Origin of the sequence: Polaribacter filamentus, assembly GCF_002943715.1 — a bacterium.
In the GTDB taxonomy this organism is placed as follows: Bacteria; Bacteroidota; Bacteroidia; order Flavobacteriales; family Flavobacteriaceae; genus Polaribacter; species Polaribacter filamentus.
The window spans coordinates 77,370-91,761 of the sequence record NZ_MQUA01000014.1; the positions used below are offsets into that span (position 1 = coordinate 77,370).

14 protein-coding genes are annotated in these 14,392 nt (G+C 30.7%); 6 read left to right on the forward strand and 8 right to left on the reverse strand.

All coding sequences use genetic code 11. The features are described from left to right. Window positions 1–256 precede the first annotated feature (256 nt). Together BST83_RS17060 and BST83_RS17070 are read left to right on the forward strand one after the other, a co-directional pair. Complete coding sequence (locus BST83_RS17060; protein WP_104810972.1) at window positions 257–823, forward strand: sigma-70 family RNA polymerase sigma factor; 567 nt, start codon at window positions 257–259, stop codon at window positions 821–823. A gap of 424 nt (window positions 824–1,247) precedes the next feature. Continuing rightward, the gene (locus tag BST83_RS17070; RefSeq protein ID WP_104810974.1) at window positions 1,248–1,889 is read left to right on the forward strand and encodes an O-methyltransferase; all 642 of its coding nucleotides are present in this window, start codon (window positions 1,248–1,250) and stop codon (window positions 1,887–1,889) included. 90 nt (window positions 1,890–1,979) lie between these two features. Here the strand turns inward: BST83_RS17070 and BST83_RS17075 are convergent, their stop codons facing one another. Next, a complete protein-coding gene (locus BST83_RS17075; RefSeq protein WP_104810975.1) occupies window positions 1,980–2,261 on the reverse strand; it encodes a Sec-independent protein translocase subunit TatA/TatB in 282 nt (93 codons plus the stop codon). A 161-nt stretch (window positions 2,262–2,422) separates the two neighbouring features. On the opposite strand from BST83_RS17075, the gene BST83_RS17080 reads away from it, so the two are divergent. Further along, a complete protein-coding gene (locus BST83_RS17080; RefSeq protein ID WP_240614849.1) occupies window positions 2,423–3,628 on the forward strand; it encodes a D-alanyl-D-alanine carboxypeptidase in 1,206 nt (401 codons plus the stop codon). 220 nt (window positions 3,629–3,848) lie between these two features. On the opposite strand, the gene mutS is transcribed toward BST83_RS17080, so the two are convergent. After that, complete coding sequence (mutS, locus tag BST83_RS17085) at window positions 3,849–6,458, reverse strand: DNA mismatch repair protein MutS (RefSeq protein WP_104810977.1); 2,610 nt, start codon at window positions 6,456–6,458, stop codon at window positions 3,849–3,851. A 119-nt stretch (window positions 6,459–6,577) separates the two neighbouring features. Between mutS and BST83_RS17090 the strand changes: the two genes are divergently transcribed. Beyond that, complete coding sequence (locus tag BST83_RS17090) at window positions 6,578–7,108, forward strand: RNA methyltransferase (protein WP_104810978.1); 531 nt, start codon at window positions 6,578–6,580, stop codon at window positions 7,106–7,108. A 100-nt stretch (window positions 7,109–7,208) separates the two neighbouring features. Here BST83_RS17090 and mgtE read toward each other — a convergent pair whose 3' ends face one another. Then, window positions 7,209–8,564, reverse strand: coding sequence for a magnesium transporter (mgtE, locus tag BST83_RS17095; RefSeq protein ID WP_104810979.1), 1,356 nt, complete (start codon window positions 8,562–8,564; stop codon window positions 7,209–7,211). Next, window positions 8,554–9,357 (reverse strand): 16S rRNA (adenine(1518)-N(6)/adenine(1519)-N(6))-dimethyltransferase RsmA, encoded by an 804-nt coding sequence (rsmA, locus tag BST83_RS17100; RefSeq protein ID WP_104810980.1) that lies wholly within the window; start codon window positions 9,355–9,357, stop codon window positions 8,554–8,556. Before rsmA ends, mgtE begins: the two co-directional genes overlap by 11 nt. Before the next feature lie 83 nt (window positions 9,358–9,440). Here rsmA and BST83_RS17105 point away from each other — a divergent pair, with 83 nt between their 5' ends. Next, complete coding sequence (locus tag BST83_RS17105; protein ID WP_146092198.1) at window positions 9,441–10,289, forward strand: hypothetical protein; 849 nt, start codon at window positions 9,441–9,443, stop codon at window positions 10,287–10,289. Window positions 10,290–10,519: 230 nt separating this feature from the next. On the opposite strand, the gene BST83_RS17110 is transcribed toward BST83_RS17105, so the two are convergent. From BST83_RS17110 to BST83_RS20880, 3 genes are all read right to left on the reverse strand, one after another. Continuing rightward, window positions 10,520–10,849 (reverse strand): DUF4286 family protein, encoded by a 330-nt coding sequence (locus BST83_RS17110; RefSeq protein WP_104810982.1) that lies wholly within the window; start codon window positions 10,847–10,849, stop codon window positions 10,520–10,522. 115 nt (window positions 10,850–10,964) lie between these two features. Continuing rightward, a complete protein-coding gene (locus tag BST83_RS20875) occupies window positions 10,965–11,684 on the reverse strand; it encodes a tetratricopeptide repeat protein (protein ID WP_240614850.1) in 720 nt (239 codons plus the stop codon). 80 nt (window positions 11,685–11,764) lie between these two features. Continuing rightward, a complete protein-coding gene (locus BST83_RS20880; protein ID WP_240614851.1) occupies window positions 11,765–12,769 on the reverse strand; it encodes a tetratricopeptide repeat protein in 1,005 nt (334 codons plus the stop codon). Between the two features lie 125 nt (window positions 12,770–12,894). Between BST83_RS20880 and BST83_RS19970 the strand changes: the two genes are divergently transcribed. Further along, window positions 12,895–13,038: a hypothetical protein gene (locus BST83_RS19970; protein ID WP_170062813.1), complete on the forward strand. Its 144-nt coding sequence runs from the start codon at window positions 12,895–12,897 to the stop codon at window positions 13,036–13,038. 55 nt (window positions 13,039–13,093) lie between these two features. Here BST83_RS19970 and serS read toward each other — a convergent pair whose 3' ends face one another. Next, on the reverse strand, window positions 13,094–14,371 hold the full coding sequence (gene serS / locus BST83_RS17120) for a serine--tRNA ligase (RefSeq protein WP_104810983.1): 1,278 nt from the start codon (window positions 14,369–14,371) through the stop codon (window positions 13,094–13,096). Window positions 14,372–14,392: the final 21 nt, after the last annotated feature.

Here is a 14,392-nt window from a genome sequence, read left to right on the forward strand (position 1 = left end):
ATAATATCCGTAATAAATCGAGAATTATATAAAATACCTTCTTAATATTTTAAATTTGATTGTAATTGAAGCTTTCTTTAACCATTTTACGAGTTTTATTACAGAAAGAATATTGCACTTTCAAACACATTCTTTTTCACCTATTTGCTCTAATGGTAATTTATAAATTTTTTATTTGATGCATATGAAAAGAAGAGACAACTGAGTTGCAATAAATCATGAAAAATAGCATTACATTTGATGTTTAACTTAAAAAATGCTCGAAGAAATAATTACTTTAAACCCAGATAAGTGGATAGATAATTACGCAGATTACCTGTTTAATTATGCTGTTGTGCGCGTTAATGATAGTGATCTAGCCAAAGATTTAGTACAAGAAACATTTTTTGCAGGATTAAAATCTGCTAAGAATTTTGAAGGTAAAGCTACAGAAAGAACTTGGCTAGTGTCTATTTTAAAAAGAAAGGTAATTGATCATTATAGAAAAATAAATTCTAATAAAGGAAAAGCCGAAGTTAGAATGAATTTTTATGAAGGGGGTGAAAATGAAGGAAGTTGGATTGAAGAAAGAGTGCCGCAAAGCTGGAACAATGCATCAGAAAAAGACATAGAAAACGAAGAATTAAAATCGCAATTAGACAGTTGTATTGCTAAATTACCAGAAAAGTATGCCATCGTTTTTAGAATGAAAACGATTCAAGAATTTGAGACGGAAGAAATTTGTAAGGAGCTAGACATAACTGCGTCAAACCTATGGGTTATCATCCATAGAGCAAGAACTCAGTTACGAAAATGTATGGAAGATAATTGGTTTAATAATTAGTATTATGTTTAAGAAATTTTTCATCAATTGTGATCAAGCCACAACAATCTGCGATAAGAGCCAGTATAACGAAGCTACAATCTTAGATAAAGTAAAATTAAATATTCATTTTTTAAGATGTAGAATATGTGCTTTATATACAAAGCAAAACGTATTTTTATCGTCATTGTATAAAGGTCAGGCAAAAAGCTGTAAAGAAATTAAACAGTGCCTTACTGATTTTGAGAAAGCAGCTCTAAAAAAAAGTATAGAAAGTAAAATATAAATTTTTTTTTGGTTTTCTAAAAAACCGTCTTTTTTGATTTTTTGTTAGATTGAAACGGAATTTATAGAAATATAGGTTCCGTTTTTTTGTATTTTTGAACTCAGGTTATTAGACAAAATCTAAAAATCTGTCTATCCAAAAATTTAATAATCTAAAAAGATGCATTTTTTACCAGAAGAAATCGATAATTACGTTGTAAATCACTCACAACAAGAGCCAGAAATTTTACAGGAATTAAGTAAAGAAACTTGGCAAAAAGTTTTAAATCCTAGAATGTTAAGCGGTGCTTTTCAAGGTAGGATTTTGTCAATGATTTCTAAGTTAATAAGACCAACATCCATTTTAGAAATTGGCACGTATACTGGTTATTCTGCTTTGTGTTTAGCAGAAGGAATGTCATCCGAAGGAAAAATTATAACCATCGATAAAAACGAAGAATTAGAAACTTTACAGAACAAGTATTTCCAGAAATCTGGTTATAGAAACCAAATAGAACAACGGGTTGGAAATGCGCTAAATATTATTCCAAAAATAGACAGGAAATTTGACCTCGTTTTTATTGATGCGGATAAATCTAATTATATAAATTATTTTCATTTAATCATTGATAAAATGAATTCGGGCGGAATTATCTTATCTGATAATGTACTTTGGAGTGGCAAAATTGTGGAAGCTTTAGACCCAAAAGACACCGATACAACAGTGCTTTTAGCCTATAATAAATTGCTAAATTCTGATGACAGGATAGAAACTGTCTTGTTACCAATAAGAGACGGATTAACAATTAGTAGAGTAAAATAGTTTGGGTATAAGCTGCTTTAGGCACTGCTTATTGTTAAGTTTATAGAGATATGAAAGAATCTGAAAGCAATTCAGAAAGAAATTAGAATACTATTTATTTCGCTTTATTGGCCCCGTTATATCATCAATATTTTCTTTTACGTCTGTGATACTTTTTTTAATGTCTTTCGTAAAATCAGTATCTAAGCCTTGACTTTTTGCACTTTCACTAATATCTCTTTTAATCTCGTTTGTAGCATCTTTAACTTGACGAATTCCTTTACCCAAACCTCTTGCAATTTCAGGAATTTTATCTGCACCAAAAACCATTACAACGATTAACAGGATAATCATAATCTCTGGAGCACCAATAAATAAAAAAGTTGTATTCATAATTAGAATAAAGTTCTAACAAAGGTAAATATTATTAGTGATATAAACTTATCAAATAAAAAAATTTGTAAATTGTAGTATAGAATTTTAAAACAGCTTGCATGATTAAAAAAACACTTTGTCTTTTATGCTTTACAATGGTTTTTGTAGGATGTAAATCTTTGAGAATCAAGAATAAAATTAACAAGGAAATCGCTTCTTCTTTTTTTGAAAATCAGTTTACAGGAATTTATATTTATGATGTAAATGCTGATAAAATAGTCTACAATTACAACGGAAATAAATATTTTACGCCAGCGAGCAACACTAAAATTTTTACACTTTTTACAGGTTTAGAGTTATTATCAGATTCTATTCCTGCGTTCAAATACGCTGTTGATGCAGATACTATTACGATTCAAGGAACAGGAGACCCAACTTTTTTACACTCTTTTTTTAAAGATAGTACGGCTTTAAAAATGGCTACTAATTATAAAAAAGTAAATTTAATCGTTAATAATATTGCTGATAAAAAATTTGCTGCTGGTTGGGCTTGGGAAGATTTTGATAGTTATTTTAGTCCGGAAAGAAGTGCTTTTCCTATGTACGGAAATGTTGTTACGCTCCAAAATGAAAACGATCTAACTGTTACGCCTAATTTTTTTGAAAATAATTTAAAAATTACTACTAAAAAATATGGAAGAGATGAGTTTGAAAATCAATTTTATTTAGCAAAAGATAAAGTAGGTGAAACAGTAATACCAATACTTATAAGTTCAGATTTACTCGCAAACCTATGGAATAATCTATTGCCAAATAAGATAAAAGTAGTAACAAACTTTAAAATAAAACCAACTAAAATAGCGTATAGTATTCCTTCAGATTCTTTATATAAAAGAATGATGGAAGTAAGCGATAATTTTTTGGCAGAACAGCTTTTAATTTTAGCTTCATCAACACTTTCGGACACTTTAAATTCATCAAAAGTCAGAGATTTTATGTTAGAAAATCAGTTAAGAGATTTAAAACAAAAACCAAGATGGGTAGACGGTTCTGGATTAAGTAGGTATAATTTATTTACACCCATTTCTTTTGTGGAAGTTTTATCCAAAATGTACAAGAAAATACCTAGGGAAAGGTTGTTCTCGTTTTTTAATGTTGTAGGGGAATCAGAAACTTTAAAAACCGGGTTTTCTGGTGAAAAGGCTCCTTATATGTATGCAAAATCAGGTACTTTAGGGAACAATTATAATTTAAGTGGTTATTTAATTACAGACGTTAATAAAGTGCTTATTTTTAGTTTTATGAATAACCATTTTATGCATCCTAATTCTAAAATTAAAGAACAAATGCAGGTTATTTTTGAGTATGTAAGAGATAATTATTAAACTTCTTCATATTGTTTTATAGTAACTATTTTAGTTTTTTTTCTTTAGAAGGCTTTCTTGATATTCTAAAACATAAAATTATACTTTTTTTAAATTTCTAAAAATCAAGTATTTGTAAAATTATTCTCTCCCTTTCTGTGGGGATATCTTCCCAGAAAAGGGGAGATGAAAAAACTACCTTTTTGAGGGTTGACAATTGCTAATATTAAATAAGTTAATGTTACTTTTTCACCAACATTCTCTTTATCTCATTCAGTTTCATTAATGCCTCAATAGGCGTTAACGTATCAATATTAATTGTTAATATTTCTTCCCTAATGTTTTCTAAAAGCGGGTCATCTAACTGAAAAAAACTGAGTTGCATTTCTTCATGTTGCGTTTGTTTTAAAACGTCTTTTACATCAGAATTTTTATTGTTTTTTTCTAATTGAGTCAAAATTTTATTTGCTCTATGAATCACCATATTTGGCATTCCAGCCAACTTGGCAACATGAATACCAAAACTATGATTAGAACCACCAGAAACCAATTTACGTAGGAAAATAATAGTGTTTTCTAATTCTTTTACAGACACATTAAAGTTTTTAATACGCTCAAAAGTGGCTGTCATTTCATTTAATTCGTGATAATGCGTTGCAAATAATGTTTTTGCTCTTGAGGGATGTTCGTGCAAGAATTCTGTAATTGCCCAAGCAATTGAAATTCCGTCGTAAGTAGATGTTCCACGACCAATTTCATCTAACAATACTAAACTTCTGTCAGAAAGATTATTAAGAATTGATGCTGTTTCGTTCATTTCTACCATAAACGTAGATTCGCCCATAGAAATATTATCACTCGCACCAACTCGTGTAAAAATCTTATCTACAATTCCGATTTTTGCATTTTGAGCAGGCACATAACTTCCCATTTGCGCAAGCAAAACAATTAAAGCCGTTTGTCTTAAAATAGCCGATTTACCAGACATGTTTGGTCCGGTAATCATAATTATTTGTTGTTGATTTCTATTTAAAACAACATCGTTTGCAATATACGTTTGATCTATTGGTAATTGTTTTTCAATAACAGGATGACGCCCGTTTTTAATCTCTAAATCGGTGCTTTCATCCATTTGTGGACGTACGTAATTATTATCAATCGCTAAAACTGAAAAAGATAATAAACAGTCAATTTTTGCAATAATTTGGGCATTTTCTTGAACAATTTGCACAAACTGAATGATATATTGTAATAATTTAGAAAAAATTTCTTGTTCTATTTTAGCAATTTTCTCTTCTGCACCTAAAATTTTTGTTTCGTATTCTTTTAATTCTTCCGTAATATAGCGTTCTGCATTTACCAAGGTTTGTTTACGAATCCATTCTTTAGGCACTTTGTCTTTATGCGTATTTCTGACTTCAATATAATAGCCAAAAACATTGTTAAACGAAATCTTTAAACTGCTAATTCCGGTTCTTTCGGTTTCACGTGCCAACATAGCATCTAAATACTGTTTTCCAGTGCTAGAAATTGCGCGTAAATCGTCTAATTCTTGATGAACTCCTGTTGCAATTGCATTTCCTTTATTGATGTTTACAGGCGCATCATCAAACAACGTTTCTGTAATTTTATCAATTAAAACAGTACAAGAATGCAACTGATTGCCAAGATTCTGAACTGTTTTATTTTTACTTTTTTCTGCGGATGTTTTTATTGGTAAAATCGCCTTCAAAGAGTTTTTTAAGTTCACTATTTCTCTAGGAGAAGCTTTCCCAGTAGCCACTTTAGAAATTAACCGTTCTATATCAGAAATTTGTTTTAATTGATAGGTAACTGTTTTCGAAAAACCATCAGAATCTATAAAAAACTTTACCAATTCGTGGCGATTTTTTATGTCTTCAATGTTTTTTAAAGGCAATGCCAACCAACGTTTTAACAACCTTCCACCCATTGGCGAAATGGTTTTATCAATAATATCTAAAAGCGTAATTGCGTTTATAGAATTAGGATTGTACAATTCTAAATTCCGAACTGTAAAACGGTCCATCCAAACATAATTGTCTTCTGCAATTCGGCTAATAGTTTGTATGTGTTTTAGCTGATTGTGTTGCGTTTCCGATAAATAATACAACACGGCTCCGGCTGCGATAATTCCGTTTTTAAGATCTTCAATTCCGAATCCTTTTAAAGTTTTTACTTCAAAATGATTTTGTAAGGTTTCGTTTGCATATTCAGGTTGAAAAACCCAATCATCTAAATAAAAAGTATAATATCGGTTTTCAAACAATTCTAAAAACGGTTGCTTGTATTGCTTTTGCACTAAAACCTCACTCGGGCTAAAATTCTGCAACAATTTATCGATATACTCCGCATTGCCTTGCGCAACTAAATATTCGCCCGTAGAAACGTCTAAAAATGAAATTCCGAGTTGTTTTTTGTTAAAATGAACAGCCGCTAAAAAATTATTCGTTTTAGATTGTAAAACTTCGTCATTTAAAGAAACTCCGGGAGTAATTAATTCTGTAACACCTCGTTTTACAATGGTTTTTGTCATTTTAGGATCTTCTAACTGATCGCAAATGGCAACACGCATACCTGCTTTTACCAATTTTGGTAAATAGGTGTTTATGGAATGATGAGGAAAACCTGCCAAGGCAGTTTCAGTTTCACTTCCGGCGCCACGTTTTGTAAGCGTGATTCCTAAAACATGAGCTGCTTTTTTGGCGTCTTCACCAAAAGTTTCATAGAAATCCCCTACTCTAAACAACAACATAGCATCAGGATATTTTTTCTTGATGGCATTGTATTGTTTCATTAAAGGAGTCACCTTTTTAGCGTTTGATTTTGCCAAGTTTTTGGAAAATTAAAGTTAGTTTTGCGAAGATATAAAATATAGTTGTTAGTGGTTGTTTTTTGGTTGTTAGTTGAGTCGCCAAAAATTAAAAACCGTGAATCATCAACAAAAATAGTATGAGAAAGTTAAAAAATAACGAATTAGGTAGAATTTCTGTGGATGAATTTAAAACTACCCAGAAAACACCTTTAATAGTCGTTTTAGACAATGTTAGAAGTTTAAATAATATTGGGTCTGTTTTTAGAACTTCGGATGCTTTTTTGATTGAAAAAATCTATTTATGTGGAATTTGTGCAACACCGCCAAACAAAGATATTCATAAAACGGCTTTGGGTGCAACAGAATCTGTGGAATGGGACTATGTGGAAGATACTTTGGAGTTAGTAGAAAAATTAAAATCAGAAAATGTAAAAGTTTTAGCTATTGAACAAGCCTTAAACAGCACAAAGCTTGATAAATTTTATCCAGAGAAAAATCAGAAATACGCCATTGTAATGGGTAATGAAGTAAAAGGTGTGCAACAACAAGTTGTTAATGCTGCTGATTTTTGTATCGAAATTCCGCAATTAGGCACAAAACACTCTTTGAATATTTCTGTTACAACAGGAGTTGTAATTTGGGATTTATTTACGAAAATGACCAAATAGGTTTTAGGAATTTAGTTGTGCCTTTATGCCTAAATTTTTATTTATTGTTGGGAGACGATTTATGATTTTTTTTCTTGAGGCTTATAAAAACGAGGATTTTTTAAATTCCCAAAATAAGTTTTGCTATTGAGAAATAGATTAAAATTCCGAAAATATCATTGCTTGTTGTTATAAAAGGACCCGTTGCTAATGCAGGATCTATACCTCTTTTATCTAAAATAATTGGTACAAAAGTACCAATTAAAGAAGCGATAATAATTACCGACATTAAAGAAATAGAAATTGCCAAACTAAAGCTAATAGGAAAACCTAAAATTTTAGTAAATGCAATAATTATAATAGAAAGTAATAAACCATTTATTAAACTTATTGATATTTCTTTTAATAATCTGCTCCATAAACTGCCTTTAATTATATCGTTTGCTAAACCTTGTACAATAATTGCAGATGATTGTACACCAACATTTCCTGCAACGGCGGCAATTAATGGTGTAAAAAAGAACAAGGCTTTATACTCTGGATTGTCCATAATTGTTTGAAAATTTTGCATAATAATTACAGCTCCTAAACTACCAAATAAGCCTAAAATTAACCAAGGTAAGCGTCCTTTTACCAATTCGTAAACAGTATCATCTGCTTCTACATCCTGTGTTAAACCATTTGCTAACTGATAATCTTTGTCTGCTTCTTCTTTTAAAACATCTACAATATCGTCAATTGTAATTCTACCCAATAAAACGTTATTATCATCTACAACAGGTATAGCTTCTAAATCGTATTTAGACATAATTTTAGCAACCTCTTCATCATCTTCATTTACATTTACAGAGTCTACTTTATCAATATAAATTTCAGAAATTTTTTGATCATTTTTTGCTACAATTAAATCTTTTAAAGAAAGGCGTCCAATTAATTTATTTTGCTTGTCGACCACATAAATAGAATGCACTCTGCTTACTTCTTTGGCTTGCGCTCGTATTCTGCGCATGCAACCAGCAACAGTCCAAGTTTCATAAACTTTTACCAGTTCTTTACCCATTAAAGCACCTGCAGAATTATCGTTATAAGAAAGTAACTCTTTAATGTCTGCAGCATGTTCGTCATCTTTTAAAGCAGAGATTACACGTCTCTGTCTTTCTTCGGATAGCTCGCCAATAATATCAGCCGCATCATCGGTGTCCATTTCACCAACTTCTCTAGCAATTTCTTTTGCTGATAAATTTTTAAGAATTTTTTCACGAGTATCTCCATCTAATTCGGTAAGAATTTCTGATGTTTTTTCGCTGTCTAAAAGTTTAATTATATAAATAGATTCATCAAAATCAAGTTCGTCTAAAACCTCTGCAATATCTGCGTAATGCAAGTCTTCGAATAATTCGTTAATAGCAAGGTTATTAGTAGTAGCTATAAGCTCTGTAAGGTTTTCTAGAAAGTCATTGGTAACATCAAACGCCATGATTTGCTAATTTTTGTGTAAGTGAAATAAAGGCCTCAACAGACAGTTGTTCTGGTCTTTTGGTAAATATAGGGTCTTCTTTTAAAGAATCCGAAAGATTAAAGGATTTTAAACTAGAGCGCAACATTTTTCTTCGTTGATTAAAAGCAGTTTTTACAACTCTAAAAAATAATTTTTCATCAACAGGTAAGGTATAGTTTTCTTTTCTGATAAGTCTAATTACGCCAGAATCTACTTTTGGAGGAGGATTAAATACCGCTGGAGGCACTGTAAATAAATACTCTACATCAAAAAAAGCTTGGGTTAAAACAGATAAAATTCCGTAAACTTTACTGCCTTCTTTTTCGGCAATTCTCATTGCAACCTCTTTTTGAAACATGCCAGCAAATTCTGGAACAAATTCTCGGTGTTCAATCGCTTTAAAAACAATTTGAGTAGAAATATTATATGGAAAATTACCAATAATTGCTACTTGTTTTTTATCAAAAATTTCCTCGATATTTTGCTTTAAAAAGTCTCCTTCTAAAATAGTAAACTTGTCTTTAGATGTGTCTAATTTTATATGTTCTAACCAAAACGTATTTTTAAGGTAACTTACTGATTCTCTGTCTAATTCAAGAACGGTGATTTTTGGTTTTTTTTGTAATAAATACTTTGTTAAAACTCCCATTCCAGGACCAATTTCCAAAATGTTATCGTAGTTAGTTCCTGTTAAAGCATCGGCAATATTTTTGGCGATGGATTCATCAGTTAAAAAATGTTGACCTAAATGTTTTTTTGCTTTTACAGACAAGATGTTTGTTTTTGAGATTGAGAAAACAAATGTACTCTAAATTAGGCATAATTTTTGGTTGGTTTAACTTTAAAATCAGTCAAATGCAAAGAATTTTATTAGTTCTACTATTCCTTTTTACAGTTAATATTGCTTGTTTTTCGCAAGAAGGAAAGTTAGAAAAAGGGAAAGAAAGTTTAAATAAATCTACTTCTAAAGGTAAAATTTCAACCACTTCACCAAGCACGAAAGGAGATTCTAGAAGGTATAGAAACTCTAATGACGAATCTTATTTTAGCTCTTTTTTTGTGGGTATTTTTATAGATTTATTTGCTTACACAGTGTATGGTGTTGCGATAGAATCGCCATTTGAGTTTAACGGTAGAATGCATGATGCTGAGATTGCCAATTATCCATATGAAAAGTCATTTCATGGAAATTTTATCTACACAGATTCTATCAATTATAAAATAACAAGGCTGGATATTACCAATAGTTTTGTGATTGAAAACAGTAATTTATACGGAAATAATTTTGGTATTGATTTCCGTTTTTTAAAACGTTTTGGATTGGAATTTGACTATTTATATTTGAGAGAAAAAAGCAACACAAATAGAGATCAATTTTCTTTGTATTCTACCTTGATAAATTACCATAGAATACGAACTCAAAAATTAGATGTTTGGTTTGGACTAGGAATGATGCATGTAGGATCTGATGTAAATAAAACTGGTTTTGGGGTTGGTTTAGGTGCAGAATGGTTTGTGGTAAAACCAATAAGTGCAAAGGTTTCTCATAAGTTTACAAACATCAATAATCAAGAAGTAAACAACACAAAACTACTATTGAAATACCATTTAAAAAACTATCAAATTTCTTCTGGTTATGAGCATTTTAAAATTGGTGTTTCTAAGATTAATGCTTTTTCTATTGGTGTTGGAGCTAGTTTTTAGGACTGGTATATCTATGAACTTTGTATCTCAATACTTCTTTGTGAAACGCATTGAAAAAACGCTGTGATTCTCTCTGAAATAGCTGTAGGCTAATAAGTAACACCGCTTTATTCGAATTTACTTTGTTATCTAAAGGAGTAATCAATGGATAAACCTATGTTTTTCTTTGCGCATATGTGGTTAGATTTTTTAATTATCAATTTAAATTTTTATCTATATAAGGCAGCAACCTAATTGCTAACATTTGTAGGATAAAACTCTTTTATCAAGCGTAATTCTGTTCTAAAAGCCAACATTTTATCACCAAATTTTTTCAGACTTTCTTTGCGCAATCTATCTGCATCTTCTTTGTAATAGTCGTCTAAATCTTCTCTTGTGTTTGCAGTGTATTGAATGGAATATGTTTTACCTCCCATTTCTTCATCAACCAAAACCTGCGTAAGTTTTGCGGAAGTGAATTTACCAGTGTTTAAAACATCCAAAATATGGTTTTCCATCCAAGTTAACCATTCTTCATGAACAGCCTCATTTATATTTATTGTTACGTTGTATATGTACATTATTTTTTGGTTTTTTGTTAATGGTTAATGGTTAATTGTTTTTGGCGAGTGTTTTTTTTGATGAAGCTAAGAATCAAAAGCTATCAACTAAAAACCAACAACCATGAACTATTAATTACAAATTATCTCCTCTCAATTTTCTAAATTTATTTCTAGCTTCAACTAAATAAATGCTAGAAGGTTGTTCAAATATTATTTTTTGATAATATTCTTTTGCTTTTTCTATGTCGTTTAAATTATAATTATATATTTCTGCCATCATAAAATAAACATCATCTGTTAATAAACCTTGATTATCTGCAGCCACAATTTCTGCTAAACTTAAAATAGCATCCTCATATCTTTTTTGTTTGATGTACAATTTTGCTTGAAAAAATAGCACATCATCATAAATAACTTCACCAGGAACTAAGCCATTTACCAATATTTCTTTGGATGTAAATAAGATTTGTATTTCAGCTAAAGCTTCTAAATCTTTATTCTGATACGCCAATAGTTCTGCCCTTGCCAATTGGGTTAATCCAGACGGAATGGAATCTACAGGTTCGTTGTCTGTAATTTTTAAAAATAAATCTACGGCATCATTGGCAATTAGCTGCGTTGTAGAGCCTTTTAATACTTTTAGTTGTGCTTTTGCCCAGGTAAAATCGCCTTTAAAGTAGCTTGTTTGTGCTACTTTATAACGCGCTTCTTGCGCCAATTCATCATCCGCTAATTGCGTCTGAATTTGAGAAAAATAGATCAATGCTTTGTTAAAGTTTCCACTAAACACCAACACATCGCCTAATTTTAATTTTATTCTTGCTTCGTCAAATTTTGACCTAGAAAAGGTCAATGCTTTTTCTAAAACTGCTCTTGCTTTTTCGGGATCGTTTTTACTAAAAGTTAAAAAATCGGCATATTCAACTTGTAGTTTTAGAGTAAATTCAGTGACACCAAATTTAGTAAATAATGACTCAAATAATTTTTCGGTTGCTGGGTTTTTGTTGCCACAGCAATTTTTGCGAGGTATAAATTTGTATTAATTTTCTCGTCTATAGAAGAAGTTTTTTCGGAGATAAAATCGAAGCATAACTTAGCTGTTTCGTAATCCTTATTGTCAAAAGTTAATTTTCCTAGACTAAATATTTCAGCGAGATCAAAAGCGTTTCTATTGTACAAAGCTTTTTCTTGAATCAGCGCTTTACCATACTCTTTTTGTTGGGCAAATAACCAACTTAATAAAATATTCCATTCGTCTTTAGCATTGTTTACAGATTTTCTTAAAAGTGTTTTTTTGAATAAAATATTGGTTTCATTTTCTGAATCGTCTGTAATATATTGGCTAGCGTATCTTTGAACTAAACTGAGATAACTTTCGTTTTTATCAATCAATTCTAGATAGGATTCAAACATTCTTTGGTAATCGCCTTTTTCTCCATAAATCTGCGCAATTTGAAAATTATAATTGGCATTCGGGTTTTGTTGCATCGCTTTTTCAAAAGCTAAAATTGCATCGTCTAATAGATTGTAAAATTTAAATAGATTGCCAATTGTATTGCTATATTCAGGGTTTTTATCCAAAGAATTTATGGCTTTTTTATAATTAGAATCTGCCAATTCTTGTTGCTGTTGGCGTTCATAATTATAGCCTAAAAAAACATATAAATAAACTTTAGAAGCGTCTTGCTTAATGCGGTTTTTAAGTAAATCTTCAGCAGTTTTAAAGTTATTTGATTCTTGATAACAGGTAATTAACTTGCTTAAATAAGTGGTGTTAAACGGACTTTTATCATACAGTTTCTTAAAAATCTGAGTTGCTTTTTCAAATTCTCCTTGTCTGTAATAGGTATCCGCCAAGAAAAAATCATTTTGATCTTCTTCTTGACTAAAACTTAAACTGCTAATAGTTAATAAAATAAGAAAAAAAAAGTGTCTCATAACATTTCAAAGATAATCAACAAAAATGTTAATTTTTTATTAAAGCTATCTAACTTTCAAGTTACGCTTGTAACATTTTGGCATGAAACTTGTCTTCCTTGTAATAACGAACCAAAAACAAAATCATGAACGATTTAAACTACAAATACGAAAACGCAAAATTAAACTCAATTGAGTTTATGAAAAACGGACAAATTAGTGCTTATTTTAACGCGCTTTTAGAAATGAATAAATACAAAAGATTACTGATTGCGGTGATAGCAAATTAGTTTTTAGTTATTGGTTTTTGGTTAAAACGATTCACTAAAAACCAACAACAAAAAACTATGAACCAATCATATCAAACCCACAATATGGCACTAAAACAGCTGGTATTTTAATTCCGTCTGCCGTTTGATAATTTTCTAAAATTCCGGCTAAAACACGAGGCAAAGCTAAAGAACTTCCATTTAATGTATGCGCAAACTCACTATTGCCCTCTTTATTCTTAAAACGAAGTTTTAATCTATTTGCTTGAAAAGTTTCAAAGTTAGAAGCAGAACTAATTTCTAACCATCGGTCTTGGGCTGTAGAAAACAACTCAAAATCGAACGTTAAAGCAGAAGTAAAACCTGTATCTCCACCACACAAACGTAAAATTCTGTAAGGTAATTTTAATTCTCTTAAAATATTTTTGATGTGTTCTACCATTCCATCTAAAGCTTCATAAGATCTTTCAGGATGCTCAATTCTTACAATTTCTACTTTATCAAATTGGTGCAATCTGTTTAAACCACGAACATGCGCGCCATAACTTCCTGCTTCACGTCTAAAACAAGGAGTGTAACCTGTACAAAGAATAGGAAACTCAGATTCTTGCATTAAATTTCCACGAAACATGTTTGTAATTGGTACTTCAGCGGTTGGTATTAAGTACAAATCGTCTTCATTAGAATGATACATTTGTCCCTCTTTGTCTGGCAATTGTCCGGTTGCAGTTGCAGATTCAGCATTTACTAAATGCGGAACTTGTACTTCTGTATAACCAGCTTCTATATTTTTATCTAAAAAATAATTGATTAATGCACGTTGTAACCTTGCTCCTTTTCCTTTGTACACAGGAAAACCTGCGCCAGTAATTTTAGTTCCAAGTTCAAAATCGATGATGTCGTATTTTTTTGCCAATTCCCAGTGCGGAAGTGCATGTTCTCCTAAATCAGGAATAACTCCTTCTTTAAAAATTTCTTCATTATCATCTGCAGAGACACCTTGTTTTACAGAAGTATGGGGAATATTCGGAATTTGATATAAAAGCGTTTGAAGCTCATCAGAAAAAAGAGTTAATTTGTCTGATAATTCTTTAGAACGTTCTTTTAACTGACCCGTTTTTTCTTTTAAAATAGTGGCTTTTTGTATTTCACCAGATTTTAAAAAAGCACCTATTTCTTTGGATAGTTTATTAGATTCGGCTAAAGTAGTATCTAGTTCAACTTGTGTTGCTCTTCTATTTTCATCCGCAGTTAAAACCTGCTCAATAATAGTTGCTGCATTTGTAAAATTACGTTTTGCTAATCCTTCTAAAACAGTTTCTTTGTTTTCTCTAATAAAGTTTACTTGTAACATTTTTCTTGAAATTAAGGATTG

What these genes read in the sequence shown, in the direction of transcription:
- BST83_RS17060 (WP_104810972.1), top strand. Translation starts at nt 257, where the DNA reads ATGCTCGAAGAAATAATTACTTTAAACCCAGATAAGTGGATAGATAAT.
- BST83_RS17070 (WP_104810974.1), top strand. Translation starts at nt 1,248, where the DNA reads ATGCATTTTTTACCAGAAGAAATCGATAATTACGTTGTAAATCACTCA.
- BST83_RS17075 (WP_104810975.1), bottom strand. Translation starts at nt 2,261, where the DNA reads ATGAATACAACTTTTTTATTTATTGGTGCTCCAGAGATTATGATTATC.
- BST83_RS17090 (WP_104810978.1), top strand. Translation starts at nt 6,578, where the DNA reads ATGAGAAAGTTAAAAAATAACGAATTAGGTAGAATTTCTGTGGATGAA.
- mgtE (WP_104810979.1), bottom strand. Translation starts at nt 8,564, where the DNA reads ATGGCGTTTGATGTTACCAATGACTTTCTAGAAAACCTTACAGAGCTT.
- BST83_RS17105 (WP_146092198.1), top strand. Translation starts at nt 9,441, where the DNA reads ATGCAAAGAATTTTATTAGTTCTACTATTCCTTTTTACAGTTAATATT.
- BST83_RS17110 (WP_104810982.1), bottom strand. Translation starts at nt 10,849, where the DNA reads ATGTACATATACAACGTAACAATAAATATAAATGAGGCTGTTCATGAA.
- BST83_RS20880 (WP_240614851.1), bottom strand. Translation starts at nt 12,769, where the DNA reads ATGAGACACTTTTTTTTTCTTATTTTATTAACTATTAGCAGTTTAAGT.
- BST83_RS19970 (WP_170062813.1), top strand. Translation starts at nt 12,895, where the DNA reads ATGAACGATTTAAACTACAAATACGAAAACGCAAAATTAAACTCAATT.
- serS (WP_104810983.1), bottom strand. Translation starts at nt 14,371, where the DNA reads ATGTTACAAGTAAACTTTATTAGAGAAAACAAAGAAACTGTTTTAGAA.